The organism is Mesorhizobium sp. L2C066B000, assembly GCF_000502335.1.
Classification (GTDB): domain Bacteria; phylum Pseudomonadota; class Alphaproteobacteria; order Rhizobiales; family Rhizobiaceae; genus Mesorhizobium.
On sequence record NZ_AYWZ01000001.1, the window covers coordinates 265271 to 289989 of the forward strand.

At 63.3% G+C, this 24719-nt stretch carries 23 protein-coding genes and 1 tRNA gene; 10 read left to right on the top strand and 14 right to left on the bottom strand.

The window, feature by feature from the left end; translation table 11 throughout:
* Positions 1-5 precede the first annotated feature (5 nt).
* The 8 genes from X733_RS164465 to X733_RS164430 all read right to left on the bottom strand — a co-directional run bounded on the left by X733_RS164465 (position 6) and on the right by X733_RS164430 (position 9249).
* Positions 6-383: a hypothetical protein gene (locus tag X733_RS164465; RefSeq protein ID WP_023671949.1), complete on the bottom strand. Its 378-nt coding sequence runs from the start codon at positions 381-383 to the stop codon at positions 6-8.
* Positions 384-571: 188 nt separating this feature from the next.
* Positions 572-2017, bottom strand: a complete 1446-nt coding sequence (locus X733_RS164460) for a homospermidine synthase (RefSeq protein WP_023817271.1) — start codon at positions 2015-2017, stop codon at positions 572-574.
* A 127-nt stretch (positions 2018-2144) separates the two neighbouring features.
* Entirely contained in the window at positions 2145-3383 is a 1239-nt protein-coding gene (locus X733_RS164455; protein WP_023817272.1) for a hypothetical protein, read from the bottom strand.
* 2 nt (positions 3384-3385) lie between these two features.
* Positions 3386-4309 carry a DUF3445 domain-containing protein gene (locus X733_RS164450; protein WP_023817273.1) on the bottom strand — a complete coding sequence of 308 codons (924 nt, stop codon included), beginning with the start codon at positions 4307-4309 and terminating at the stop codon, positions 3386-3388.
* A gap of 52 nt (positions 4310-4361) precedes the next feature.
* Positions 4362-5024 (bottom strand): aminotransferase class IV family protein, encoded by a 663-nt coding sequence (locus X733_RS164445; protein WP_031192935.1) that lies wholly within the window; start codon positions 5022-5024, stop codon positions 4362-4364.
* Positions 4973-6118, bottom strand: a complete 1146-nt coding sequence (locus X733_RS164440) for an aminodeoxychorismate synthase component I (RefSeq protein WP_023751324.1) — start codon at positions 6116-6118, stop codon at positions 4973-4975. The genes X733_RS164445 and X733_RS164440 overlap by 52 nt, the downstream gene beginning before the upstream one ends.
* A gap of 163 nt (positions 6119-6281) precedes the next feature.
* Positions 6282-6998, bottom strand: coding sequence for a protein in NADH-ubiquinone oxidoreductase complex (locus X733_RS164435; RefSeq protein WP_023751323.1), 717 nt, complete (start codon positions 6996-6998; stop codon positions 6282-6284).
* Positions 6999-7410: 412 nt separating this feature from the next.
* Positions 7411-9249 (bottom strand): M3 family oligoendopeptidase, encoded by a 1839-nt coding sequence (locus X733_RS164430; RefSeq protein ID WP_023740966.1) that lies wholly within the window; start codon positions 9247-9249, stop codon positions 7411-7413.
* 145 nt (positions 9250-9394) lie between these two features.
* Here X733_RS164430 and X733_RS164425 point away from each other — a divergent pair, with 145 nt between their 5' ends.
* The 3 genes from X733_RS164425 to X733_RS164415 all read left to right on the top strand — a co-directional run bounded on the left by X733_RS164425 (position 9395) and on the right by X733_RS164415 (position 13343).
* Positions 9395-10933 carry a sigma-54 dependent transcriptional regulator gene (locus X733_RS164425; RefSeq protein WP_023817274.1) on the top strand — a complete coding sequence of 513 codons (1539 nt, stop codon included), beginning with the start codon at positions 9395-9397 and terminating at the stop codon, positions 10931-10933.
* A gap of 389 nt (positions 10934-11322) precedes the next feature.
* On the top strand, positions 11323-13149 hold the full coding sequence (locus X733_RS164420; RefSeq protein WP_023817275.1) for a DUF882 domain-containing protein: 1827 nt from the start codon (positions 11323-11325) through the stop codon (positions 13147-13149).
* A gap of 120 nt (positions 13150-13269) precedes the next feature.
* Positions 13270-13343: transfer RNA gene (locus X733_RS164415), tRNA-Gln, on the top strand.
* 138 nt (positions 13344-13481) lie between these two features.
* Here X733_RS164415 and X733_RS164410 read toward each other — a convergent pair.
* Complete coding sequence (locus X733_RS164410) at positions 13482-14120, bottom strand: 2-dehydro-3-deoxy-phosphogluconate aldolase (RefSeq protein ID WP_023817276.1); 639 nt, start codon at positions 14118-14120, stop codon at positions 13482-13484.
* A 174-nt stretch (positions 14121-14294) separates the two neighbouring features.
* Here X733_RS164410 and X733_RS164405 point away from each other — a divergent pair, with 174 nt between their 5' ends.
* The gene (locus X733_RS164405; RefSeq protein WP_023817277.1) at positions 14295-15221 is read left to right on the top strand and encodes a rhodanese-related sulfurtransferase; all 927 of its coding nucleotides are present in this window, start codon (positions 14295-14297) and stop codon (positions 15219-15221) included.
* Between the two features lie 23 nt (positions 15222-15244).
* On the opposite strand, the gene X733_RS164400 is transcribed toward X733_RS164405, so the two are convergent.
* A complete protein-coding gene (locus X733_RS164400; protein WP_023817278.1) occupies positions 15245-15607 on the bottom strand; it encodes a nuclear transport factor 2 family protein in 363 nt (120 codons plus the stop codon).
* A gap of 205 nt (positions 15608-15812) precedes the next feature.
* On the opposite strand from X733_RS164400, the gene X733_RS164395 reads away from it, so the two are divergent.
* Positions 15813-16535 carry a tellurite resistance TerB family protein gene (locus X733_RS164395; RefSeq protein ID WP_023817279.1) on the top strand — a complete coding sequence of 241 codons (723 nt, stop codon included), beginning with the start codon at positions 15813-15815 and terminating at the stop codon, positions 16533-16535.
* Positions 16536-16892: 357 nt separating this feature from the next.
* Complete coding sequence (locus X733_RS164390) at positions 16893-17654, top strand: SDR family oxidoreductase (protein ID WP_023710952.1); 762 nt, start codon at positions 16893-16895, stop codon at positions 17652-17654.
* A gap of 12 nt (positions 17655-17666) precedes the next feature.
* Here the strand turns inward: X733_RS164390 and X733_RS164385 are convergent, their stop codons facing one another.
* Positions 17667-18851 (bottom strand): pyridoxal phosphate-dependent aminotransferase, encoded by a 1185-nt coding sequence (locus tag X733_RS164385; protein WP_023714028.1) that lies wholly within the window; start codon positions 18849-18851, stop codon positions 17667-17669.
* A gap of 83 nt (positions 18852-18934) precedes the next feature.
* On the opposite strand from X733_RS164385, the gene X733_RS164380 reads away from it, so the two are divergent.
* From X733_RS164380 to denD, 4 genes are read left to right on the top strand one after another with little or no spacing between them, the layout of a single operon-like run.
* Positions 18935-19621 (top strand): GNAT family protein, encoded by a 687-nt coding sequence (locus X733_RS164380; protein ID WP_023701049.1) that lies wholly within the window; start codon positions 18935-18937, stop codon positions 19619-19621.
* A gap of 15 nt (positions 19622-19636) precedes the next feature.
* Positions 19637-20608, top strand: a complete 972-nt coding sequence (locus X733_RS164375) for a cation diffusion facilitator family transporter (RefSeq protein ID WP_023714027.1) — start codon at positions 19637-19639, stop codon at positions 20606-20608.
* A 58-nt stretch (positions 20609-20666) separates the two neighbouring features.
* Entirely contained in the window at positions 20667-20873 is a 207-nt protein-coding gene (locus tag X733_RS164370; protein WP_023701051.1) for a hypothetical protein, read from the top strand.
* A gap of 12 nt (positions 20874-20885) precedes the next feature.
* The gene (gene denD / locus X733_RS164365) at positions 20886-21869 is read left to right on the top strand and encodes a D-erythronate dehydrogenase (protein ID WP_023714026.1); all 984 of its coding nucleotides are present in this window, start codon (positions 20886-20888) and stop codon (positions 21867-21869) included.
* A gap of 10 nt (positions 21870-21879) precedes the next feature.
* Here denD and X733_RS164360 read toward each other — a convergent pair whose 3' ends face one another.
* From X733_RS164360 to X733_RS164350, 3 genes are all read right to left on the bottom strand, one after another.
* A complete protein-coding gene (locus X733_RS164360; RefSeq protein ID WP_023701053.1) occupies positions 21880-23064 on the bottom strand; it encodes a nickel/cobalt transporter in 1185 nt (394 codons plus the stop codon).
* Positions 23061-23729 (bottom strand): DUF1007 family protein, encoded by a 669-nt coding sequence (locus X733_RS164355; protein WP_023701054.1) that lies wholly within the window; start codon positions 23727-23729, stop codon positions 23061-23063. The genes X733_RS164360 and X733_RS164355 overlap by 4 nt, the downstream gene beginning before the upstream one ends.
* Before the next feature lie 89 nt (positions 23730-23818).
* Positions 23819-24718, bottom strand: coding sequence for a LysR family transcriptional regulator (locus tag X733_RS164350; protein ID WP_023701055.1), 900 nt, complete (start codon positions 24716-24718; stop codon positions 23819-23821).
* Position 24719 lies beyond the last annotated feature (1 nt).

The following is a 24719-nucleotide window of genomic DNA, read 5'->3' on the forward strand; positions in this document are numbered from 1 at the left end:
AAGGTTCAGCCGCGCCTGGTCAGCACGAAGTTCTGCCCGGCGGAGCTGGTGCAATTCAGCTGGTTTATGGACACCAGCAGGCAGTTGAAAGCGATTGGCTGCTGCCGGATCAGCGAGGTTCCGTTGATCTCGACCGAGGTGGCGCCGGTCTTGGTGTAGCTGCCGTCAGCGAATTTCTCACCGGTCTCCGCCGAAACGGTGGTGAAGACGCCGCCGTTCAATGTCGAGACCGCCTTGCCTTCGGCGTTCAGCCATGAGCCTTCGACGCCTCGCGCCTGCGATGAGATCGGTGGCCCGTCGGAGCCGCCGGTGGTGCAGGCGGCAAGCATCGTCGCAAGAACGCCCGCCGCGCCCGCAGAAAGAATTTTGCGCGCAATCGTCATATCAAATCCTCTCCTGACGCATCGGCCCAATCGTCAAACGACGTTTTGGGGAACACGATGTGCGTGGCCTCAAGTTTCCAGAGCCGTCCCTCGTGCGTCCAAATGGATGCACACTGCTCTCGTCCGCATCCCTTCAATCGCCCGATTTCCGGGCGATTGCAAGGCAGTGAGGCAGGGGTATGGAACCGCTATCGAACGAGGATGTTGCGGAATTGCCACGGGTCGCTTTTGTCGAGGTCTTCGGGAAACAGGCCCGGACGGTTATCGAGCGGCGTCCAGTCGGTGTAGTAGCCCTTGACCGGTCCGAGATACTGGGACTGCACTTCCAGGCAGCGCTTGTAGTCCATCTCGTCGGCCTCGACGATGCCGGCTTCCGGGCTTTCCAGCGCCCAGACCATGCCGGCGAGCACGGCCGAGGTGACCTGCATGCCGGTAGCGTTCTGGTAGGGCGCCAGCTTGCGGGCTTCGGCCAGCGACAGCTGCGAACCGTACCAGTAGGCGTTCTTGGCATGGCCGTAGAGCAGCACGCCAAGCTCGTCGACGCCGTCGACCAGTTCGTTTTCGTCAAGCACATGGTGGACCGGCTGCGGCTTGCCGGCAGCGCCGAACATTTCGTGCAGCGACAGCACGGCGTCGTTGCAGGGGTGATAGGCATAGTGGCAGGTCGGGCGGTATTGCACCTTGCCCTTCTTACCGCGCACGGTGAAGAAGTCGGCGATCGAGATCGCCTCATTGTGCGTCACCAGGAAACCGTATTGCGCGCCCGGCGTCGGGCACCAGGAGCGCACGCGGGTGTTGGCGCCGGGCTGTTCGAGATAAATCGCAGCCTTGGAGCCATGCTTGTGCTCCTTGCCGTTCTTCGGCATCCATTTCTCATGCGTGCCCCAGCCGAGCTCGGCCGGCTGCAGCCCTTCCGAGATGAAACCCTCGACCGACCAGGTGTTCCAAAACACGTTCATCGGCTTCGGCTTCTTGGTGCGCTGGGTGTCGCGCTCGGCGATGTGGATGCCCTTGACGCCGGCCTTCTTCATCAGCTTCGCCCAGCCGTCACGGTCGTCCTGCGCGGGTTCGGAAAACTCGAGGCCGAGGTCGCCGGCAAGGTTCAGCAGCGCCTGCTTGACGAACCACGAGACCATGCCCGGATTGGCGCCACAGGTCGAAACCGCGGTAGCGCCGCCGGGCTTGTCGTGCTTCTCCTTGATCAAGGCTTCGCGCAGCGCGTAGTTGGTGCGGCTGGCATTGTCGGCCTTGGCGTCGAAATAGAAGCCGAGCCACGGCTCGACGACGGTGTCGATGTAGAGCACGCCGAGCTTGCGGCAGAGCCGCATCAGGTCGACCGAGCCGGTATCGACCGACAGATTGATGCAAAAGCCCTGGCCGCCGCCATTGGTCAAAAGCGGCGTCAGCAGTTTCTTGTAGTTTTTCTCGGTCACGTGCTCCTGGACGAAGGCGATGCCGCGCTCGTCGAGCAGCTTGCGGTCGGTGTCGAGCGGGTCGATGACCGTCATGCGCGACTTGTCGAATTTGAAATGGCGCTCGATCAGAGGCAGCGTTCCCCGTCCGATCGAACCAAAGCCGATCATCACGACAGGGCCGGTGATTTCACCGTAAACGGGCCAGTTTTCATTCGCCATTTTATCGAGCACTCCTTCAAGCAACGCGCCAAAACGGCCGTTCGACCGCCGCGCGACAAACCATAGATCATTGTCACAATAAAGCGAAAAGCAGGGATAAGGTTAGTTCCCGACGGCGCAGATGCGCCTACGGTTCGAGCAGTTTCGCGAATTCCGGTGTGAACAGCGCTTGTGCTTCGGAGACCGGCATTTCAACGAGATCGTCGCCGCAAGCCTGGATGACGTTGGGCAAACCTTGCAGCCCGAAGACCAGAACCTGCCTGTCGCCATCGCGTTTCAGGCTGGCGCCGAGATAGTCGCTGATCAAATCGTCGATGCCGCATTCGGCCTCGTAATCCACCTCGGTCTGGTCGCTTGGCTTCTTGCGCTTCTCCTTGACGAAGGTGGCCAGCGAGGGGCCTGGCTTGCCGTCGACCGTATCGGAAAACATGTCGTGAAGGGTAAGCAAGGCGCCACGGCGCACGTCCATGACATAGGCGTCGGAATAGTTGTTCGGATGCGCACCGCCGCAATAGAGGCTGCCGGATTCCGACCAGCTCATCAGCTTCGGCGTCAATGACGTCACTTTGGACGTCGTGTCTTCGTAGCCGCCAAGCGAATCGTCATCCATGCCCTCCATCGGTGGTCCATCGTGGAAGCCGGCGTATTGCAGCGCCGCGCAGGTCAAGGCGCTGAGGCTGTCATGCCAATGGCGGTTCTGCAGCAAGGCATTGGCGGCTTCGATCGGCGCACTGCCGGCGAGATCGACGATGCGCGGCCTGCCGAATTTGGTGCGCGGATCGGTGACATAGTTGTAGGCTGCATCCGGCCAACCTTCCTTGGCGTCTGCCTTGGGCGCGAAATCCAGCTTGAGATAGTCGTAGGGCGATGCCGCCATGGTGATCGGCGCATCGTCGCCCGAGAATGTCATGTCGGTGAAATCATAGAGATCGCGTGGCGTCGTCGCCGGCGTCTCCGTCTGGGCACGGCTGGCGATCCTTGTCAGCTTCAGCGGCAGGGTCTTTTTGGCCGTCCAGGTGCCTTCCAGCGTCTTGCCCTTGTCGGCGGAACTCAACCGCCAGACGGCGCCGATGGGTGGAGCCTGGCCGTCGCCGCACTTCTTGGCATCGCAGGCTTCTTCCTCGGCCAATTGAAAGGTGGCGCCCTTGCTCGACTTCGCCTGCAGAGGAATATCGACGCCCTTGGAGCGGTAGAAATAGCGGCCCGCCAGTGCCTCTCCAGCCGTCGCCGGATCACCGGTAAACTCGACGACGATGTCGATGTTGCCGAGCTTCCCCGCATAGGTCACCGGTTCCGCATGCGCTGTTGCCGGCAACGCCAGCAATGCACCGAGCAGGACGGCTAGCTTCAGAACATGTCGGATCATCGTCACTCCTGAGCCATGGTTTGCAGGCGTTGCATCAGCCGGTCACGGTCTGATGTCATCCCCTTATAGTCGAGTTGAGCCTCATCCAGCGCCTGCAATTGCGCCGCGAAAGAGGCGGCAAGCGTTGCCCGGTCGGGATGCCGCGCCAGCACTTTCAGCGGGTCGAGATGGATGCGGATGGTGAACAGGATGTCGCGCGACAGAGGCAGTTTGCGCAGCGTCTGGCGCTCGACGCGGATGAAGGCGTGGGCGTTGACGTCGCCGTCGGGAAATCGCGAGGGGCGGTTGGTGGCACGGTCGATGCGCTCGACATTGGAGAGCGGATGATAGAGCGCGTCGCCGGCCTGGATCGACCAGTTGAAGCGTTCGACGGCCTGGCCCTGCAGGCCGTCGAACATGCGGTTGATGAGCTCCGCCGGCCTGGTGCCCGGACCGAAGCCCGGCACCGGTGCGTGGATCTGCTGCAGCGGCCGGCCGAACTTCTCGACCAGCGACCAGGATGACGGGAAACACAGCGAGCCGGCGGCGAGCCGCCAGCCGGTGTCGTCACGGCGCATCAGGATCAGGTCTTCCTGGACGAGCAGCGACGCTGCGACCAGCGGGGCATCGGGGAAGGTGGCGTCAGAGTCGGCTTTGGCGCCAATGACCTCAACCCCGGCATTGGTGCGCCGGTACATCCCGGGAAATGTCGACAGCAGATGTGCTTCGATGAGGCCGCGCACTTCGCGCTGGGTGTCGCGCGTGCCGTCTTCCTCGACAAACACCTTGTCGGGAATTTCGGCATAGAGCCGGCGCTTTTCGGCGAGATGGTCGAAGAGATACCGGTCGACCTCGATCCACTTGTCGAGCTCGAGCGGCTTCAGCCCGATGGTGAAGAGCTTTGAGGAGCCATCATAGGGCGTGTGCGTGGGCTGACGAGAATTCATGCTTCGCTAGAAAGTGTCCAATGCCGGCGGTTATTCTCGCAGCCGCTTCGTATCAGGCCAATGTTGCCGGGATCAAGCCGCGCAGAGAATTGCCGACGAACAGTGTTTTGGCGGATTTCAACTCGTCATAGCTGTGGATCGCCTCCTGGGCGCGCCCTTCGTCCAGCAGCTCGGCGCGCAATACGCCAGGCAGCAGGCCGCAGTCGAGCCTGGGTGTCATCAGCATGCCATCACCGAAATCGGCGAAGACGTTGGTGATGGTGCCTTCGCAGATTTCACTGCGCTCATTTGCGAGCAACACTTCGTCGGCCTGGGTGATCAGATATTCGGAGCGGGCGTGAGTGTAGACTTGCCGCCGGCCGGTCTTGTGGCGCAGCAGCGTGTCGGTGGAGGAGAGCCGGACCCGCGCCAGTCGCAGCCGCCAGACCTTGTCGGCGGCGAGTGGCTCGTAAGGCTGAACAGAAACCGTCACCTCGCCATTGCGCTGCAGGACGAGCCGGGTGCGCAGCGCCGTCTGCTGCGCCCCGATAGTATTCGCCAGCACCTCGCCGATCCGCTGCGGATCGCAGGCAAAGCCGAGTTCTTCCGCCGAGCCGTAAAGGCGTGCGAGATGGCGTTCGAAGCGCAGAAAGCCCTGGCCGGGCTCCCAGCGCATCGTCTCGATCAGCTCGAAATCGGCGGTGTCCCCGTCGCGAAGCGCGCCTTCAGCAGACACTCCTGATACTCCTCTTGCGCGGTCGAATCGAAGACGACGCCGCCGCCGACATTGTAAACTGCCTCGCCACTGGAAAAGAGCGATATAGTGCGGATCGCCACCGAAAAGCGCATCATGCCGCCAGGCGCGATCCAGCCGATGGCGCCGCAATAGACGTCGCGCGGTGTGTCTTCCAGCTCGTGCAGGATTTCCATCGCGCGGATTTTCGGCGCGCCGGTGATCGAGCCGCAGGGAAACAGCGCGCCAAAGATTTGGCGGATGCCGAGATCAGGCAGAAGCTTCGCCCGCACACGGCTCACCATCTGATGGACGGTCGGGTAGCTCTCGATGCGGAACAGTTCCGGGACTTCCAGCGTGCCGACCTCGCTGATCAGCGAGATGTCATTGCGCAGGAGATCGACGATCATCCGGTTCTCGGCCTGGTTCTTTTCGTCGCTGCGCAAGAAGGACTTCAACCGCGCGTCCTCGGCCTTGGTCGCGCCGCGCGGTGCGGTGCCCTTCATCGGATGGGTTTCGATCATGCCTAAGGCATTGATCTCGAAGAACAGCTCGGGCGAACGCGATAAGACGATGGGATCGCCGAGCGAAATCAGTGCGCCATACTTGACCGGCTGGCGTCCTGTCAGTGCGTCGAAGGCAGCAACCGGATCGCCCGACCATTGGGCACGGACCGGAAAGGTCAGGTTGCCTTGGTAGCAGTCGCCCTTGCGGATGTGGTCGTGAAGGCGCGCGAAGCGTTTGGCGTAGTCCTGAGCGGACCAACTGGCCCTGGCGTCGAAGATGGGGCCATTGGTGGCCGGCGCATCGTTGCGCGGCACGGCCTCTTCGGCCGGAGCATCGAAGACACCCAGACAAACCAATGGCGCGCGCCGGCCTTCAGGCAGCAGCGGCACGAGTTTCGGTTCGAGCAGATAGCCCGCTTCGTAGGAGAAATAGCCGGCCAGCCATTTGCCGGCATCGCTCGCCGCCTGCGCAGCCGCCAGCGCCGGCAGAAAATCCTTGGCATCATAGGCAATGATGATGTCGGCCGGGTGGTCGAAGACCAACTGACGGCCGCTTTCATCGTTGCGGAAAATGGCAGAGGGCAGGGGCATGGGGCTCGGGTACTGCGGTCGATGACGCCAGAACCGCTCTATATGGGGGCCGGGCGGCGTGCAATCGAGGGAGCGGCGTCGCAGGGCGCAAAGACAGTGGCGAATGCAAAAACAAAGACGGCGCCCGAGAGCGCCGCCTTCTGGTTATGTTGCCGATGACGGATCAGCTGTTGTTGGCGGTCCCGGCGCTCGGGAATTGGCGTGCGAACTCCTTTTCGTCGCCGGCGGCAAGCAGCTTGGCCTGCTCGACCCACTTTTCGCGAGCGATGCGGCCGTCGAAATTCAGCGTGTCCTCGATGCGCTTGACGTCGGCCGCGGTCCAGCCGGCGATCTGCGCGTAGGTCGTGACGCCAAGGCCCTTGAGCAGTTTGTCGTTGACCGGGCCGATACCGATCAGGCGGCGCAGATTATCGGCCTTCCCAGCTGCCGGGGCGGCCTTCTTCGGGACGGCGGCGGGCTTTGAAGCAGCGGCTTTGGGCGCGGCCTTGGCGGCGGCAGGTTTGCTGGCCGCTGGTTTTGCGGCCGCGGATTTGGCCGCAGCTGGTTTGGCCGCGGCGGGTTTGGCGGGGGCCGGTTTCGCGGCCGGGGCGGACTTGGCCTTTGCCGCTGTCGATACCAGCGCGGCCGGCGCCGAACTTGAAGGCTTGGCGGATGGAGCTGATGTTTCACGCAGCCGGCGTTCGAGATCGGCGCGGGTCTTGCCGCAGGCGTCGAGTTCGCCAGTCAGGCGATCGGCGTCGGCGCGCAGTCTGTCACGCTCGCTGCGGGTGCGGTCGAGATCGCCGCGCAGGCTGTCGAGTTCGCCGCGCAGCCGGCCCCAGATAAACCAGCCAACCAACACACCTACAAGGAACGCCAGGACAATGTAAAAGAAGGTCATCGTCTCTCTCCAGTCGGATCCGTCCGCCGCCGTCCCAAGTCATGACCTTGGCAGATCGGATCATCCAATGTGGTTCGGCGGCTCAGGGAACAGCCGGTCTGTCGTCGAGTGTCGGCGTTCGGCTTTCCGCCCATTGCCAACCGTCGCTGTCGCATTCGTCAGACCGCTGCCATGGGCCGGGATACTGTCTGGCCTTAAGCCGCGCGCCCGGCTGAGCTTCAGTCGGAAAGCTATCATACGGCTTCGGGAAAGCTAACGGAATTTTCGCCGGAGAGTTATTCAAGAACAGATATTTAGAACAAGAACAGAGCTGCCGTCACATGCATTCCGGCTAAACTGTTCTGCGATTCTGCAAAGTCGAGGCCGCTGCTGAACCTGCCACTCTGCGCCATCGGTCCAATGGGTGCGCGCATTAACTGTCGAGCGCTTCCAACTCGTCGATCAGGCCGCCGATCACGCCAAGCCCGATCTGCCAGAAGGCGGGGTCGGTGGCGTCGAGGCCGAAGGGCGCGAGAAGCTCCGAGTGATGCTTGGTGCCGCCGGCGCGCAACATCTCGAAATACTTATCCTGGAAGCCATGCTCAGCGTTCTGGTAGACCGCGTAGAGCGAGTTCACCAGGCAGTCGCCAAAGGCATAGGCGTAGACGTAGAAGGGGGAGTGGACGAAGTGCGGGATGTAGGTCCAGAAGACCTCATAGCCCTCGCGCAGCTTGATCGCCGGCCCCAGGCTTTCTGCCTGCACCTCGAGCCAGAACTGGCCGAGCTTGTCGGAGGTCAGTTCGCCGTTCTTACGCTCTGCATGCACTTTGCGCTCGAACTCGTAGAAGGCGATCTGGCGCACGACCGTGTTGATCATGTCCTCGACCTTCTGGGCGAGCATCGCCTTGCGCTCGCGCTTGTCGGTGGTCTGGTCGAGCAGCGAACGGAAGGTCAGCATCTCGCCGAATACTGAGGCCGTCTCGGCCAAAGTCAGCGGCGTCGAAGCCATCAGGGCGCCCTGGCCGCCGGCCAGCACCTGATGCACGCCGTGGCCGAGTTCATGCGCCAGCGTCATCACATCGCGCGGCTTGCCCATGTAGTTGAGCAGCACGTAAGGGTGCGCCGAAGGCACGGTCGGATGGGCGAAGGCGCCGGGCGACTTGCCGGGCCTGACCGGCGCGTCGATCCAGTTGCGGTCGAAGAAGACGCGGGCGATCTCCGCCATATCGGGGGAAAAGCGCTGATAGGCCGACAGCACGGTGTTCCTGGCGTCGTCCCAAGGGATCACGGCCTGCGGCGTTTCGGGCAAGGGGGCGTTGCGGTCCCAGTGGTTCATCACCTCCATGCCGAGCCAGCGCGCCTTCAGCGCGTAGTAGCGATGAGACAGGCGCGGATAGGCCTCGCGCACGGCCGACGCCAGCGCATCGACCACGCTGCGCTCGACGCGGTTGGCGAGATGGCGTGAATCGGCGATGTCCTCGAAGCCGCGCCAGCGGTCGGAAATCTCCTTGTCCTTGGCCAGCGTGTTGGTGATCAGCGTGAAGGTGCGCAGGCTCTTGCGGAAGGTTGCGGCCAGCGCTTCGGAGGCGCGGCGGCGGACCTCCCCATCGGCGTCCTGGAGGCGGTTCAGCGCCGGCTCCAGCGTCAGTTCCTCGCCGTCTATGTCGAAGCGCAGATCGGTCATCGTCTCGTCGAACAGCCGGTTCCAGGCACCGCGTCCGGTGATCGATTTCTCATGGAACAGCTGCTCGACCCGGTCCTCGAGCTGGTAGGGCTTGTCCATTCTGAGGTCGAGCACCCAGGGGCGGTAATGGGCAAGGCCGGCGTCGGCGGCGAGGGCGGATTCGAGCGCCTTGTCATCGATCAGGTTCAGCTCCAGCGCGAAGAACAGAAGATGCGCGCTGGCGTCGGTCATCTTTTCCTGGATGTCGCCATAGAGCTTTGCGCGCTGCGGATCGGCGGTGTTGCCGGCATAGATCAGGCCGGCATAGGAGACGATGCGGCCGATCAGTTCCTCCAGCGCCTCATAGGCTGTCAGCGCCTCGCCAAGCCTGCCGGCGCTGCCGCGCCCGGCCTCCGCAGCCAGTGTGCCCTTCCAGCGGTTCTCGAAGGCGACGGCATCGGCCGCCGCCTTGGCAAGGTCACGCTTCAGTTCGGGCGCCTCCATGCCGGAATAAAGATCGGCGAGATTCCATTCCGGCAGGTCGCCGAGTTCTGCCGCGCCCTGACCGGACGCTACCGCCGCAAGCTGCCGACCGAGAATCCTGCTCATCAACAATTACCTTCTGGAATCAAGGGGAAAGGACAAGCCGGTCAAATCCTAAGGAATTCGTTCACCGGGTTTTTTGAAACCTTGTTTAGAACCCTGTGCCAAGATGATCCATGGGAATTTCCCAGGCGGGCAACTCAAATCAGTCATGACAGGTTCCATTCTTATAGTCGATGACGATCCCGTGCAGCGCCGGCTGCTCGAAGCGGCGGTGACGAAATTCGGCCACAGCGCCATCGTTGCCGATGGCGGCGAGGCCGGTCTGAGCGCGCTTGACGAACCCAATGCGAGGGATATTTCGGCAGTCATCCTCGACCTTGTCATGCCGGGCCTCGACGGCATCGGCGTGCTGAAGGCGATGCGCGAGCGCGGCATCACTGTTCCCGTCATCGTGCAGACTGCGCAGGGCGGCATCGAAACGGTGGTTTCGGCGATGCGCCACGGAGCTTTCGATTTTGTCGTTAAGCCGGCGTCTCCCGACCGGCTGCAGACCGCGATCGGCAACGCGCTCAAGGTCGAGGCCGTCGAGGACGAGGTCAAGCGCACGTCGCGGCGTCGCGGCGGCCACCTGACATTCAAGGACATGATTACGCACAGCCCGGCGATGGACCGGGTGATCCGCCTCGGCCAGAAGGCTGCGGCCTCCAACATCCCGATCCTGATCGAGGGCGAATCGGGCGTCGGCAAGGAACTGGTGGCGCGCGCCATCCAGGGCAGCGGCGAACGCCGCACAAAGCCGTTCGTCACCGTCAATTGCGGCGCCATCCCCGACAATCTGGTCGAATCGATCCTGTTCGGTCACGAAAAAGGTTCGTTCACCGGCGCCACCGAAAAGCACACCGGCAAGTTCGTCGAGGCGCATTCGGGCACCCTGTTCCTGGATGAGATCGGCGACCTGCCGCTCGACGTGCAGGTCAAGCTGTTGCGCGCCGTGCAGGATGGCGAGGTCGATCCGGTCGGCGGCCGTTCCACCGTCAGGGTCGACATCAGGCTGATCTCGGCCACGCACCGCAACCTTCTGCAGCAGGTCAAGGACGGCAAGTTTCGCGAGGACCTGTTCTACCGGCTCAACGTTTACCCGATCGTCGTGCCGCCGCTGCGCGACCGCCGCGACGACATCCCCTATCTGGTCAAGCATTTCATGGACAAGGTGGCGCCGGCGGGCAATCGCCTGCACGGCATCTCGGATGCCGCACTGGCCATGCTGCAGGCCTATGATTGGCCGGGAAACATCAGGCAGCTGGAAAACGCCGTGTTCAGGGCCTCGGTGCTTGCCGAAGGCGATGTGCTCACGACTGACGAATTTCCGCAGATCCGGGCGCAGGTCGACGGCACCGTCAATCTCGACGCCGATGCGTCCTTGTCGGACCCCGGCATGGCCTTGAGCACCGGATCGCAAGGCGATGGCGCGCAGACTGACGACGCCGGTACTGCAGCTGCCGAGCCCGCCCCTCCGGCGAGGCTGCTTCAGCGTTTCGGCACGCTGCGGGCGCTGGACGAGCGTGGCAATGTGCGTGCGCTGGCCGATGTCGAACTCGAAATGATCAAGCTCGCCATCGACCATTATAACGGCCAGATGAGCGAGGTCGCGCGGCGTCTCGGCATCGGCCGCTCGACGCTCTACCGCAAGCTCAAGGAATACGGCATCGACCCGGAAACCGGCCGCCTCGACCGCCTTGCCTCCTGAACGCCGAATTCCACAGCTTGCCAACGCAAGGCCGGGACCAGCTTGCCATGCCACATCCGGCGCTGCATAAGGGTTGGGGCGGGAATATGACTGATGCGGACAGCGTTGTTCACGCATTAAGGCCAGCGGTAACAGATCGTGTAGCGGGAAAAGGCTGAATCTTGATCTAAACCAGCAGTTTACCAAGAAATCCTGTGTATTATTTTTGACGGGATATCGCCACGGTGTTACCGCATTTCGGCTTCAATAAGCGATGATTAACCATTAGGATCGATATTCGGATGTAAGAACCACGCATCCGTTTGGACAAATCCGGGGACAAACGGCAGCCTGCAAGGCCTTTTGATTTGAACAAAGTCGAACGACACAGAAACGGGCGGCGCGATCACATGGGCGTCTGGCCGAGATGGCTGGCAGCGGTGATCGTTGCGTTCGCTTTCCTTGCCGCTACTGCTGCCGGCGCCAGCGCTGAAACGCGCTCGCTCAAGCTCTATCACCTCCACACGCACGAAAAGGCCGAGATCGTCTACAAGCGCAATGGCCGCTACGATCCGGCAGGCCTCAGGAAGATCAACATCATCCTGCGCGACTGGCGTCGCAACGAACCGACCAAGATGGATCCGCGCCTGCTCGATCTGGTGTGGGAAGCTTATCGGCAGGCCGGCGCCACCGACTATATCCAGGTCGTTTGCGGCTATCGCTCGCCGTCGACCAATTCGATGCTGCGCAGCCGCAGCCGCGGTGTCGCCAAGGAAAGCCAGCATATGCTGGGCAAGGCGATGGACTTCTACATTCCGGGTGTGCCGCTGAAGAAGCTGCGCAACATCGGCCTGAAGATGCAGGGCGGCGGCGTCGGCTACTATCCGTCGTCGGGTTCGCCCTTCGTCCACATGGACGTCGGCAATGTGCGGCACTGGCCAGGCATCAGCCGCCAGGAACTGGTCAGCCTGTTTCCCAATGGCAAGACGCTGCATGTGCCGAGCGACGGCAGGCCGTTGCCGGGTTATGACCAGGCGCTCGCCTCCTACAAGGCGCGCAAGGGCGCCGGTTCTCCTGCCATCATGATGGCCAGCGCAGGCGGCAGCACCAAGAAATCCGGTGGCTTCCTGTCCGCTTTCTTTGGCGGTGGCGGTGAAGACGAAGCCGACGACAGCGCCGATGTCGCTACCGCCGCGCCGCCGCCGAGAAGCGTGAAGCCGGTGCTGGCTGCCACGAGCAACAACAACAGCAATCTGCCTGGCATCGCGATCGTGTCGCCGCAGAACGCCAAGCGCGCCAACATTCCGCAGCTTGCCGACGACAGCGCTGACGATGCGGAGCCGCAGGACACGCCGGAGACGATCATCGCCGCGCTGCCCGCCAAGGAAGTGCCGCTGCCCGCTTTCGCACCGCGGCCGAAGGCCGATGTCGGCGCGCAACAACCTGAGACCGTGCCGTTCGGCGTGGCCGATGCCACCACCGAACAGACGGTGGCGACGGCGCAGGCGCCGGCCAATGTGCCGTTCGGCACGGCCGATGCGAGCAATGCCGACCAGGGGGCCGATCAAGCTGCCGCTCCGGCGCAGGTCGCGGTCAACGTCCCGTTGCCGACCTGGCGTCCCGACCGCTCTTCGCCGCCGGCTGAGCTTGCGCCGCAGGACAAGGGCGTTCTGCTGGCGCTGGCCGATACGGCTGCCCACAAGCAGACCGCAACCGACGCGTTCTCGGTGCTGCCGTCGCAGCGTCCGGACGAGGTCAAGGCGGTTCTCGAACAGGCCAGCGCCGCCGATACAGCCGGTGCTACCGACGACTATCAGGTTGCGTCGCTTGAGCCGCGCTCGGCGTTCAACGATCCGTCAGGTGTCGATGCCGCATCGCCGCGCGGCGCTATTGCTGCCCGTCCCGCCGGTACCGATCCAGCCTCGGTGATCGGCGCCGGCGTCAAGACGACACGCAAGGAAGCCAGGGCTTCGGCCCGCGACCTGAAGCCAGGACCGAAGGCAGTGGTGATGGCGGCCGAACCGCAGGCGGCCCGCTGGGCGCTGAGCAGCGGCGACAACATCGCCACCGTTTCCAGCCCGACGACAGCGCCGCGCTATGCCTACAACATCGTGCATACGCCGCCGAGCGAGGTCTACACCGCAGGCTTTCAGGCGGACAACCAGATGGCCGATGCCAACCGCTTCACCGGCAATGCCGTAAAATTCCTTTCGGTCGCCCGCTTCCAGACGAAGTAAGGGCGTGACCGGGGCGTTATCGACTCGAAGCCGCGCTGGGCAACCTGTGCGGCTTTTGTTTTTAGCGAGATCTCGAGCACTGGCTTCCATCGCCACAGAATGCTAACCACCAAGCTGCATTCCCGCTTCGTCTAATGGTAGGACAGCGCCCTTTGAAGGCGTGAATCGTGGTTCGAGCCCATGAGCGGGAACCAAAATCTCAACGCGTAGCAAACCCGGTCGGCGCAGCTGGCGGGTTTTTGTGCCGAGTGCAATTCCGGGAACACTGTGATTTTCCCGGAAAAGCGCGGAGCGCTTCCCTTGGGAATTGCGCAAAGACAAAGTAGCGGAGGTTATTTTCCGAGCTTGCTCGCGGTCTGTGCGAGCGCCTCGATCTCATCCCACTTGCCGGCCTTGACCAACTCGTCCGGCGCCACCCACGAGCCGCCGACGCAGATAACGTTGGACAGGCTGAGATAGTCGGCGGCGTTCTTGGCCGAGATGCCGCCGGTCGGGCAGAATTTCACGTCGGCCAGCGGCGAGGCAAAGGCCTTCAGCGAGGCGATGCCGCCGGATTGTTCGGCCGGGAAGAATTTCAGGAACCGCAGGCCGGCCTCGCGGGCAGCCATGATCTCGCCGGGCGTGATGGCGCCGGGCAGCAAGGGAACGTCGCTGTCCTTGGTCGCCGCCAGCAACTCTCGCGTGATGCCGGGGCTGACGATGAATTTCGATCCGGCGGCCGCTGCCTCGTCGAACTGCTTGGCATCGAGAATTGTGCCGGCGCCGACAATGGCGCCCTCGACCTCACCGGCGACGCGGCGGATCGCTTCCAGCGCATCGGCGGTTCTCAGCGTGATCTCGATCGCCGGCAGGCCGCCGGCGGCGAGCGCCCGGGCGAGCGGGACGGCGTCCGCGACATTGGCGATCTTCAGCACCGGAATGACCGGCTGGCCATTGAGCAGCGACAGGAGCTTTTCGGTCTTGCTGGGCATTGGCTTGTCTCTCCCTAGGTGATTTCAACCGATTAGCAGAAGGCCGATTCCGAGTCCACGAAACCCGGCCTGCCGCGATGTCACATGTCGGCCAACGAGCCTGCTGGCGAATACCGACAAGGTGTCTTTAGCTCTGCCTTGAATCCGCTTTGACCACGGTTTAGTGGCTTGGCGATGACCAACCGTGAACCCGTGCGCGTCGCTGCGCTCTACAAATTTGCGAGGCTGGGCGACTTCGACGCGCTGCGAGAATTGCGCACGCCGCTTGCCGCCTTCTGCTGCGGGCGCGGCATCAAGGGCACATTGCTTCTGGCGCAGGAAGGTATCAACGGCACGGTCGCCGGCAGCGAAACCGACATAGCCGACCTGATCGCTTATCTCGAGGCCATCGAGGGTCTTGCCGATCTCGAGGTCAAATACAGCACTGCCGCCGAAATGCCGTTCCATCGCATGAAGGTGCGGCTGAAGCGCGAGATCGTCACCATGGGCGTCGAAGACCTCGACCCGGCGACGGGTGCGGGGACCTATGTCGCGCCGGCCGACTGGAACGCGCTGATCTCGGACCCCGGCACCATCGTCATCGACACACGCAACGCGTACGAAGTGTCGATAGGCACGTTCGAGGGTGCGGTGGATCCACGCACGTCGAGCTTTCGCGAATTCCCGGCCTGGGTGGAAAAACACCGCGACCAACTCGACGGCCGCAAGGTCGCGATGTTCTGCACCGGCGGCATCCGCTGCGAAAAGGCGACGGCCTATGTGAAGTCGCTCGGCTTCGAGGATGTGTTCCATCTCAAGGGCGGCATCCTCAGATATCTTGAAGAGGTCCCGGCCGAAGACAGCCTGTGGCAGGGCGAGTGTTTCGTCTTCGACGAGCGGGTCTCGGTGTCGCATGGGTTGACCGAAGGCGAGGCCGAACTCTGCCGCGCCTGCCGGCATCCGCTGACGCCGGAGGACCGGCTGTCGCCGCATTTTTCCACCGGCGTATCATGCCCGCATTGTTACGAGGCACGCTCGGATGAGGATCGCACCCGCTATGCCGAGCGCCAGCGCCAGGTCGAACTTGCGCAGGCGCGGGGCAGGGGACATATCGGCAGTTAAGTGCCGCCGACGCCCTGACTGGATCACCACACGACAGAATAGCGGTCGATCACCCACAGCCATGTGCCGTCGGCCTGCCGGCGCGCGACCTCTGAGGTTATCGAGCCGTCGGCAAGCCTGGTCGACGTCAACGCGAGGTCGCCGTTAATGGCCGCCGGGCGCTGCTCGCCGCGCTGGAACTTTCGTCCGCTCGCGGCAAAGGCTTCGAGCAAAGCGCGGATCGCCTCGTGGCCACGCGTCAATTCGGCTGCTCCGGTGTCGATGGCGGCATCGGGTTGGAACAGCGCCACCATGCCGTCAATGTCTCCGGCCCACTGCCGGTCGATCAACAAACGTTCCAGATCCTGCGGATCGCGCGCCGGTTCCCGGCCAGGTTGATCGGTCACGGCAAGGTTCCTCCCTCGGCAATGCGGCGGCGACATTAGCGCAAGCCGAGGCCGGTATCGACACACCGATCACCGATTTGGGGCATTGCCGGCGCCGATAGCAAAGCGCGTCTCCGTCATTGTAATGTCAGTGTGCGGGACCTACCTCTGCAACGTCCAAAACCTGCCCGTTCACGTTTGGCGCGGGCCCTTTTCTGGAGGCACCATGTTCGACCCCAAGAAGCTTCTCGAAAATCTGCTCGGCTCGCAAGTTCCCGGCACAACCGGCACCGTTCGCGACAAGGCCGGGCAGGCTGTGCAGATGGCCAAGGACAATCCGCTGGCCGCCGGTGCGCTGGCTGCGGTGCTGCTTGGAACCGGCACGGGACGGCAGTTCACCGGCACGGCCGTGAAGCTCGGCGGACTGGCTGCGATCGGCGGTCTCGCCTACAAGGCCTACCAGAATTACAAGGCCGGCAATGCACCCGAGCAGGCGCCGGCGGCCGGCCAGCCGGAATTGCTGCCGCCGCCCGCCGACACCGGCTTTCATCCTTCACAGGCGCCACAGGGGGAGGACGAGTTCACGCTGACCCTGGTGCGGGCGATGATCTCGGCGGCCAAGGCCGATGGCCATGTCGATGACGCGGAGCGCCAAAAGATCGCCGGCAAGCTCAGTCTGGCCGGCATCGGCACGGAAGCGGAAAAGTTTCTGATGGCGGAGCTGGACAGCCCGCNGGTCGCCGGCGCCAAGACCGATGAGCAGAGGCTCGAGCTCTACACGGCGTCGCGACTGACGATTGACCCCGATACGCGCGCCGAACGCGGCTATCTCGACCTGCTCGCCGGCCGGCTCGGCCTGCCGGATGCGCTCGTCGATCATGTCGAGGCGACGGTGTCGGCGGCCAAGGTGCCGGTTCCGTCAGGCACGGCGCCGAACCCGCGCTGGTAGACAACGCAGCCGCGCGCCTGGGGCAGGGGGGCCGAGGCCGGAAAAATGCGTTAACGTCTCGTTTACCGAGGAAGCGCATGATTTTAGTCAGTCGGATCGGCTTTTCCTCCTCCCAAGCCCGGTTCAGATCAGGGGGCGGTCGCCAATGACCGCCCTTTTGGTTGGACCGATCACATAAAGCGCGTGGCGCTTCATGTTTTTGTCCTGATGCATGTCGTTCTCTTAGAACCGGGGCCACTTTTGAGCGACATGCATTAGTGTCCGGCTTGCCATGATCGCCCTCATTTGCGATGGGTCGGTGCATTCGGATGCACCCCGATCTGTGCCGGGGATGCGCGGCGCGCAGGAGCAAAATCCATGACAGCCCTCACAGAGAAAACCGCCATCGTCACCGGCGCCGGCACCGGCATCGGCAAGAGCGTCGCCACGGCGCTGCTCAAGGCGGGCTGGAACACGGTGTTTTGCGGCCGCCGCAAAGCGGTGCTCGACGCCGCCATTACCGAAGCCGGGAAAGCGGACGCCAAGGCGCTGGCAGTTGCCTGCGACATCAGCAAGGCCGGCGAAGTCGATGATCTGTTCGAGACGGTGGCCGCAGCCTTCGGCCGCGTCGACCTGCTCTTCAACAATGCCGGCATGAGCTACAAGTCGACGCCGATCGACGAGATACCGGTCGAGGTTTGGAACGATATTGTCGGCGTCAATCTCACCGGATCCTTCCTGTGCGCCCGCGCCGCCTTCGGCGCCATGCGCAAGCAAAAGCCGATGGGCGGCCGCATCATCAACAATGGCTCTGTGTCGGCCTATGCGCCACGGCCGGGCTCGGTGCCCTACACCGCGACCAAGCACGCCATATCGGGGCTGACCAAGACGCTGGCGCTCGACGGCCGGCCCTATGATATCGCCTGCGGCCAGATCGACATAGGCAACGCGCTGACCGATATGGCGCATGCCATGACGGTCGGCGTGCCGCAAGCCAATGGCACCATCGCCGCCGAAGCGGTGATGGACGTCCAGCGCGTCGCCGACGCCGTCGTCCACATGGCCAGCCTGCCGCTCGACGCCAACGTGCTGTTCATGACGGTGATGGCGACCAAGATGCCGTTCGTGGGGCGTGGGTGAACAGCCGAAGGCCTACTTCTTCAAAAACGCCTCGATCCGCTCCAGCGCGTGCAAGATGTTCTCTTCGGAATTGGCGTAGGAAAGCCTGATGTAGCCTTCGCCGAGAATGCCGAAATCGGGGCCGCCGATCAGCGCCACGCCGGCCTCCTCGAGCAGTGCCGAGGCGAGCTTCTTGGCCTTCCAGCCGGTCTTCGAAACATTCGGGAAGGCATAGAATGCGCCTTTCGGCGTAATGCAGGAGACGCCGGGCAGCGCGTTCAGCCCCTCGACCACGATCTTCCTGCGGTTGTCGAAGGCGCGCATCATCTTGTCGACATCGTCCTGCGGGCCGTCGATGGCGGCGATGCCGGCGAACTGGCTCGGCGCGTTGACGCAGGACCAGCAATTGACCGCCAGCTTGCGGACCTTGTCGTAGAGATGCCCGCCCTTGTCGCCATTCGGCCAGATCGACCAGCCCATGCGCCAGCCGGTCATCGCCCATGTCTTCGACCAGCCGTTGAGCACGATCAGCCGGTCGCGAATTTCCGGAAAATTGAGCAGCGAAAAATGCGTCTCGCCGTCATAGGTCATGACGTCGTAGATTTCGTCGGAGAGGATAGCGACCTGCGGATGCGCTTGCAGCCCATCCACCAACTTCTCGATCTCGGCGCGCGGCGTGACGCCGCCGGTCGGGTTGGCCGGTGAGTTGAGGATTAGCAGTCTGGTCTTCGACGTGATCAGCGCCAGCGTCTCTTCTGCCGAGAAGGCAAAGCCGTTCTCCTCGCGGATCGGCACCGGAATGGGCGCGGCGCCGGTGAACTCGATCATCGAGCGGTAGATCGGAAAGCCTGGGTCTGGATAGAGGATCTCGGCGCCGGGTTCGCCGAACATCAAGATGGCCGCGAACATGGTCGGCTTGCCGCCGGGCAGGATCATTACATTCTCGGGCGAGACTTCGACGCCGGTAGTGGTCAGCGTGCGCCGCACCACCGCTTCGCGCGTCGCCAGCAGGCCATTGGCCGGGGTGTAGCCATGGTGGCCGTCGCGCAGCGCCTTGATCGCGGCCTCGACAATGTGCTGCGGCGTTTTGAAGTCGGGCTGGCCGATGCCGAGATTGACGATGTCGCGGCCCTGTTGAGCCAGTGCAGTGGCGCGCGCCAGCACGGCAAAGGCGTTTTCCTCGCCGAGGCGGTCGAAGGCCGAAATCGTGTGGAGCATTTTTCCCGTCCGTGTGGTTCTTGCTGTTAGGTCGCGTTTTTGTGAGCGTCTGCTCACAAAAGTCAAACGGATTGGAGTTTTGCGTGTCGGAAAATCTCAAAGATTGGCAAGCGCGTCCGCGGCCCGAGCGCAAGCCCATTGACGGCCGCTATGTCCGGCTCGAACCGCTGAGCGCCGAAAAGCACGGCGATGGGTTGTACGAGGCGTCGTCCGTGCCCGACATCGATGGACGCTTTGCCTGGCTGCCCGACTACCCGCCGCAAACCCGCGCCGATTTCCAGCCATGGCTGGACAAGGTCGAGGCGAGCGAGGATCCGCTGTTCTTCACCGTCATCGACAAGGCCAGCGGCAAGGTCGCCGGGCGACAGACGCTGATGCGCATCGATCCCACCTATGGCGTCATCGAGATCGGCAACATCTATTGGGGGCCGCTGATCTCGCGCAAGCCGGCAGCGACCGAGGCGCAGTTCCTGTTCATGAAGTATATTTTCGACGGGCTCGGCTATCGCCGCTACGAGTGGAAATGCAACAACCGCAACGAGCCGTCAAAGCGCGCGGCGGAACGGTTCGGCTTCAAGTTCGAGGGCATTTTCCGCCAGCATCTTGTGGTCAAGGGTGAAAACCGCGATACCGCATGGTACTCGATCATCGACAAGGAATGGCCGGCGCTGCGCAAAGCCTATGAGGCATGGCTCGATCCCGCCAATTTCGATGGCGAAGGCCGGCAGAAGCGGCGGCTCGAGGATTTCCGCGCCGAGTTCGGCGCGTAACAGGAGTTTTTTCCGATGGCGCACAGCCATGATCATGGTTCGCATGCTGGGCATGGCGCCGGCCACGTGCATGGCTCGACCGACAAGAAGCGTGTGCTGATCGCAGCCTGCCTGACCGCCGGCTTCATGGTGGCCGAAGTGCTTGGCGGCCTTTTGACGGGATCACTGGCGCTGCTGGCCGACGCCGGCCACATGCTCGCCGACTCGATCGCGCTTGGCCTTGCCTGGTACGCCTTCCATCTTGGCGGACGGCCGGCGACAGTGCGCCTGACCTATGGTTTCGGCCGGGTCAAGACGCTGGTCGCCTACACCAACGGCATCGCCATCTTCGCCATTGCTTTGTGGATCGTCTACGAAGCCTGGGGCCGGCTGATGACGCCGGCGCCGGTGCTGGGCGGGCCGATGCTGGTGGTGGCGATCGCCGGCCTTCTGGTAAACTTCGCCTCGTTCTTCGTGCTGCATGGCGGCGACCACGACAGCCTCAACATGCGCGGCGCCATCCTGCATGTGCTGGGCGACCTGCTCGGTTCGGCGGCGGCGATCGTGGCGGCGCTGGTCATCCTGGCCACCGGCTGGACGCCGATCGACCCGATTCTGTCGGTGCTGGTCTCGGTGCTGATCCTGTCCACCGCATGGTCGTTGATGCGCGAAGCCGCCCACGTCCTTCTCGAAGGCGTACCGGCAAGCCTCGACCGCGACCTCATCGCCAAGGACATTGCCGGCACCGTCAACGGCGTGCGCGAAGTGCATCACATGCATGTCTGGTCGCTCGACGGGTCCAGCAACATGGCGACGCTGCATGCCTGCCTCAACGATGGCGTCGATCCGCACCAGGCGGTCAGCGCCATCAAGAAGCGGCTCGCCGCCGAACACGGCATCAGCCACGCCACGGTTGAACCGGAATTCGGCCAGTGCGCCGACAGCCGTGACGAGCACGATCATGACCACGACCATGGTGCGCCACCGCATCACGGCCATTATCACTGACAGGGAATTTCATGGCATTGGCATCCGAGTTGACGAGTTCCCGCTGTGGTGGGACCGCATGATGGACCGCGACACGCGAAACGCGCTGATTGCCGCAGCCTGGATCATGCTGCTGTTCGGCATCGCGGCGTTCTATTTGCCGACCGTGATGCTGGCCGTCGGCAATGTCTCGACCGTACTTGCCGGCATCGTCGGCATCGCCTTCGTGCTGGCATTTTTTCTGGTGTTCTGGTTGCGGGGCCGCAACCAGAACAAGGGCAAATAAGAGGCTTTCGAAATGCGCATCCTGATTACTGGCGCCGCCGGCATGGTCGGCCGCAAACTTGTCGACCGGCTGGCCAAGGACGGCACGCTCAACGGCCGCAAGATCACCGGGCTCGACCTGCACGACATCGTGCCGCCGCAAGCGCCGGCGATGGATGGCGTCAGCATCGCCACGCATACGGGCGACCTTGCCGACGCCGGTGCTGCCGAGAGCCTGGTCGCCTCACGCCCCGACGTCATGTTCCATCTCGCCGGCATCGTGTCGGGCGAGGCGGAGGCGAATTTCGATCTCGGCTACCGCGTCAACCTCGACGGCACACGGGCGCTGTTCGACGCCGTGCGGCTGGCAGACTTTGCGCCGCGCCTCGTCTTCACCTCGTCGATCGCGGTGTTCGGCGCGCCGTTCCCCGATGTCATCCCGGACGACTTTCATCCGACGCCGCTGACCTCCTACGGCACGCAGAAGCAGATGAGCGAAGCGCTGCTGGCCGACTATTCCAGGCGCGGCTTCTTCGACGGCATCGGCATAAGGCTGCCGACCATCTGCGTGCGGCCCGGCAAGCCGAACAAGGCGGCGTCAGGTTTCTTCTCCGGCATCATCCGCGAGCCGCTGAGCGGCCACGAGGCGATCCTGCCGGTGCCGCGCTCGGTGCTGCACACCCATGCCAGCCCGCGCTCTGCGGTCGGTTTCCTGATCCATGCCGCCGGGCTCGACGGTGCCGCTGTCGGGCCGCGCCGCAACCTCACCATGCCCGGCGTTGCCGTCACCGTCGGCGAGCAGATCGAGGCGCTGGAGCGCACTGCAGGCGCCGAGGTGGCGAGCCTGATCCGTGAGGAGCCCGACGAGACGATCTGGGCGATCGTCAAGGGTTGGCCGACGCGCTTCGAGGCGCGCCGTGCAAGGGACCTCGGCTTCAGCGCCGAAAACAGTTTCGATGAAATCATCCGCGCTCATATCGAGGATGAGCTGGGCGGAATGATCGCGGGTCAGGCCTGACCCGCCGAGGTCACACAGCTCCGGACAGGCTCGCCGACAACAGCAACAGCCCGAACAGGAAGACGAAGGCGGCGCCGCCGATTTCGACGACTGTGTGGATGCGGTTGCCCATGCGGCCGTCGCCGGCGAAATAGACCGCCCAGTTCTTGGCGGTGACTGCGATCGTTGCCAGCGCCGAGACTGTGATGGCGGTTCCAATCGACATCGCCAGCACCGACAGCAGGCCGCCGAGCCACAGGCCGTTGAGCAAAGCGAAGCTCAGCACAATCAGCGCGCCGGAGCAGGGGCGGATGCCGACGGCGGCTACAGCCGACCAGGCCGTGCGCCAGTCGAAGCGGTCGCCCGACAGCAGCGCCGGATCGGGCGCATGTGAGTGGCCGCACGTATCACAGACCTCGCCGGCTGGGTGATCGTGAGCGGCGTGATCGTGATGAGCGTGGTCGTGATGGGAACGATCGTGTGTGTCGTGGTCGTGCGCAGCGTGATCGTGATGATCATGCGAATGGTCGTGATGCACATGCAAGGCATGCGAATGCGCATGCGCCGCGTGGCTGTGAGCGGCATGCGAATGGCCGCCATGGGAATGACCGGCGTGGGCTGCCGACAGGCTGTAGGCGGGCGCCTTGCCGAACCAGCGCAGGACCGTAGGCCCGAGCTTGCGCCACAGCAGCCAGGCGCCGAACAAAGTGACGAAGACATAGCTCATGATCTCCATGAACCAGGCTGCGTCGGTCATCGAGATGGCGGTGCCGCGCAGGACGAAATAGGCAAGCAGCATCACCAGGATCGCGGTCAGGCCCTGCAGCAGCGCCGAGACGAAGGACAGCAGGATACCGCGCCTGAGCGCCACTTCATTGGCCACCATGTAGGACGAGATCACCGCCTTGCCGTGGCCGGGGCCGGCGGCGTGGAAAATGCCGTAGGCGAAGGACAGGCCGATCAGCAGCCACATCTTGCTGCCGTCCTCGCGCATTGCTTTCATCGCCGTAGCCAATGCGCGGTAGAATTCCTGCTGGCGCAGATTGATCCACATCAGGATGTGGGCGAACGGGCCGGTGGTGGGCGCCATGCCGTCATTGACACCGATGCCGAGTGAGCTCTGGGCATGGGCCTGCCCGAGAAAGTGCGTCATCAGCAGGGCAGCGACCACGAGGCCGAATGCCAAACGCAGGGACGGTTTCATCACCGGATCTATCCTTCTGGCGGGCAATTCAGTTCGAGCTTGGTGGCGAAGATCTTGCTCATGTCGGTGCCTGTCGGGTCGTTGAAGAACGCGTCCGTCAGGGTCTTCTGGTTTTCCTTGATCGCCTCGTCTGGATCAGGCCGGATGACGCTCTTGGTGCAGTTCGAGGGCAGGCCTTCCACCGTGATGTTGCTATCCTCGGTGAAGTCGATCGCTGTGTAGAAGGTTGGATCGTAGACGCCGAAATCGATCCTGCCGGCGAGCTTGATCGGCACCTTGGGTTCGGATTCGAACAGGATGATCAACTGGTCGTTGTCGAAATTGGCCATCAGATGCGGTGGCGGCGTCATAGGCACGTCCTTGCCGTCGACGGTGACGAGCTGGAAATAGTTGAATTCGGCCAGCGAGGCATGAACTGTGTCGGCGACATCCTTCAGCTCCTTGTCGTCAAGCTTCAGGTCGGAGTTCTTGTCGAACTCCATCATCACCGTACTCGAAAACAGATCATCGAAACGCCAGAGGTGACGCAGCGCTTTCACACTTTGGTGATCCGGCGAGAGGATCACGTCGAGGCGGGCCTCGGCGAATACATGAGGATGCGCGCCAGCCGCTCCGACGGAGGCAAAAGTCGTCGCCAGGGCCGAAGCCAGCATGATTGCGTGCCGTTTCAGATGCATTCTCGGTCGCTGTTCCATCGGCCTCGGAGAGATTTCGAGAGGTTACCAGAAACGGGGCGAAATTGGGACCGCGGCACGGCAGGACCGGCTCAAGCGCTCTCGCGGTTCTTGAACCATTGCACCAGGAAATCGACGAAGACACGGACCTTGGCCGGAAGATAGCGACGGTGCGGGTAGACGGCGAAAATGCCGCTGCCCGACTGGATGCGGTCGTCGAGCAAGGACACCAGCAGCCCGGATGCGAGGTCGGGTGCGGCGATGAAATCCGGCAGGATGGTGAAGCCCAGACCCGACACGGCGGCGGCTCGCGCGGCCATCGGGCTGTTGACCTCGATCGGACCCGATACGTTGACACTGACTGGCTCCTCGCCATCGCCCCTGAAGCGCCAGTTGGCGAGCGAGCGGCCATTGGTGTCGACGATGCAGGGCAAGTTGGCGAGATCCTGCGGGCGCGTCGGCTTGCCGTGCTTGGCGATCAGCTCCGGCGAGGCGCAAAGCTTGATCGAAAACGGCCCCAGGCGGCGGGCGATCAGCGATGAGTTCTCCAGGCGCGAGATGCGCACGGCAAGATCGAAACCTTCCTCGACCAGATCGACAAAACGGTCGTCGAGATGGATGTCGAGCACGATGTCGGGATGCTGCTTGGCGAAGTCGATCAGCGACTGGCCGATCGGTGCATCGGCAAAGGTGCGCGCCGCCGACAGCTTGATCCTGCCGCGCACGTCACCGGAGGATTCGCGCACGGCGTCGGCCAGGCTGTCGACCTCGCGCACGATTTCCGAAGCGCGGCTGTAATAGGTATGGCCGGCCTCGGTCAACGAGAACTGCCGCGTGGTGCGGTTGAGCAGCAGCGCGCCGAGTTCGTCCTCGAGTTCGCGCACATATTTCGACAGCAGCGCCTTGGAGCGACCGATCTTGCGCGCGGCCGCCGAAAAGCCTTCGGCCTCGACGACGTCGATGAAGGCGCGCATGCGGGTCAGTGTATCCATC

Coding starts and splice junctions, on each gene's coding strand:
- X733_RS164420 (WP_023817275.1), top strand. CDS start 11,323: ATGGGCGTCTGGCCGAGATGGCTGGCAGCGGTGATCGTTGCGTTCGCT.
- X733_RS164430 (WP_023740966.1), bottom strand. CDS start 9,249: ATGAGCAGGATTCTCGGTCGGCAGCTTGCGGCGGTAGCGTCCGGTCAG.
- X733_RS164375 (WP_023714027.1), top strand. CDS start 19,637: ATGGCGCACAGCCATGATCATGGTTCGCATGCTGGGCATGGCGCCGGC.
- X733_RS164390 (WP_023710952.1), top strand. CDS start 16,893: ATGACAGCCCTCACAGAGAAAACCGCCATCGTCACCGGCGCCGGCACC.
- X733_RS164435 (WP_023751323.1), bottom strand. CDS start 6,998: ATGACCTTCTTTTACATTGTCCTGGCGTTCCTTGTAGGTGTGTTGGTT.
- X733_RS164450 (WP_023817273.1), bottom strand. CDS start 4,309: ATGAATTCTCGTCAGCCCACGCACACGCCCTATGATGGCTCCTCAAAG.
- X733_RS164350 (WP_023701055.1), bottom strand. CDS start 24,718: ATGGATACACTGACCCGCATGCGCGCCTTCATCGACGTCGTCGAGGCC.
- X733_RS164405 (WP_023817277.1), top strand. CDS start 14,295: ATGACCAACCGTGAACCCGTGCGCGTCGCTGCGCTCTACAAATTTGCG.
- X733_RS164355 (WP_023701054.1), bottom strand. CDS start 23,729: ATGCATCTGAAACGGCACGCAATCATGCTGGCTTCGGCCCTGGCGACG.
- X733_RS164370 (WP_023701051.1), top strand. CDS start 20,667: ATGATGGACCGCGACACGCGAAACGCGCTGATTGCCGCAGCCTGGATC.
- X733_RS164385 (WP_023714028.1), bottom strand. CDS start 18,851: ATGCTCCACACGATTTCGGCCTTCGACCGCCTCGGCGAGGAAAACGCC.
- X733_RS164410 (WP_023817276.1), bottom strand. CDS start 14,120: ATGCCCAGCAAGACCGAAAAGCTCCTGTCGCTGCTCAATGGCCAGCCG.
- X733_RS164465 (WP_023671949.1), bottom strand. CDS start 383: ATGACGATTGCGCGCAAAATTCTTTCTGCGGGCGCGGCGGGCGTTCTT.
- X733_RS164425 (WP_023817274.1), top strand. CDS start 9,395: ATGACAGGTTCCATTCTTATAGTCGATGACGATCCCGTGCAGCGCCGG.
- X733_RS164460 (WP_023817271.1), bottom strand. CDS start 2,017: ATGGCGAATGAAAACTGGCCCGTTTACGGTGAAATCACCGGCCCTGTC.
- X733_RS164455 (WP_023817272.1), bottom strand. CDS start 3,383: ATGATCCGACATGTTCTGAAGCTAGCCGTCCTGCTCGGTGCATTGCTG.
- X733_RS164440 (WP_023751324.1), bottom strand. CDS start 6,118: ATGCCCCTGCCCTCTGCCATTTTCCGCAACGATGAAAGCGGCCGTCAG.
- denD (WP_023714026.1), top strand. CDS start 20,886: ATGCGCATCCTGATTACTGGCGCCGCCGGCATGGTCGGCCGCAAACTT.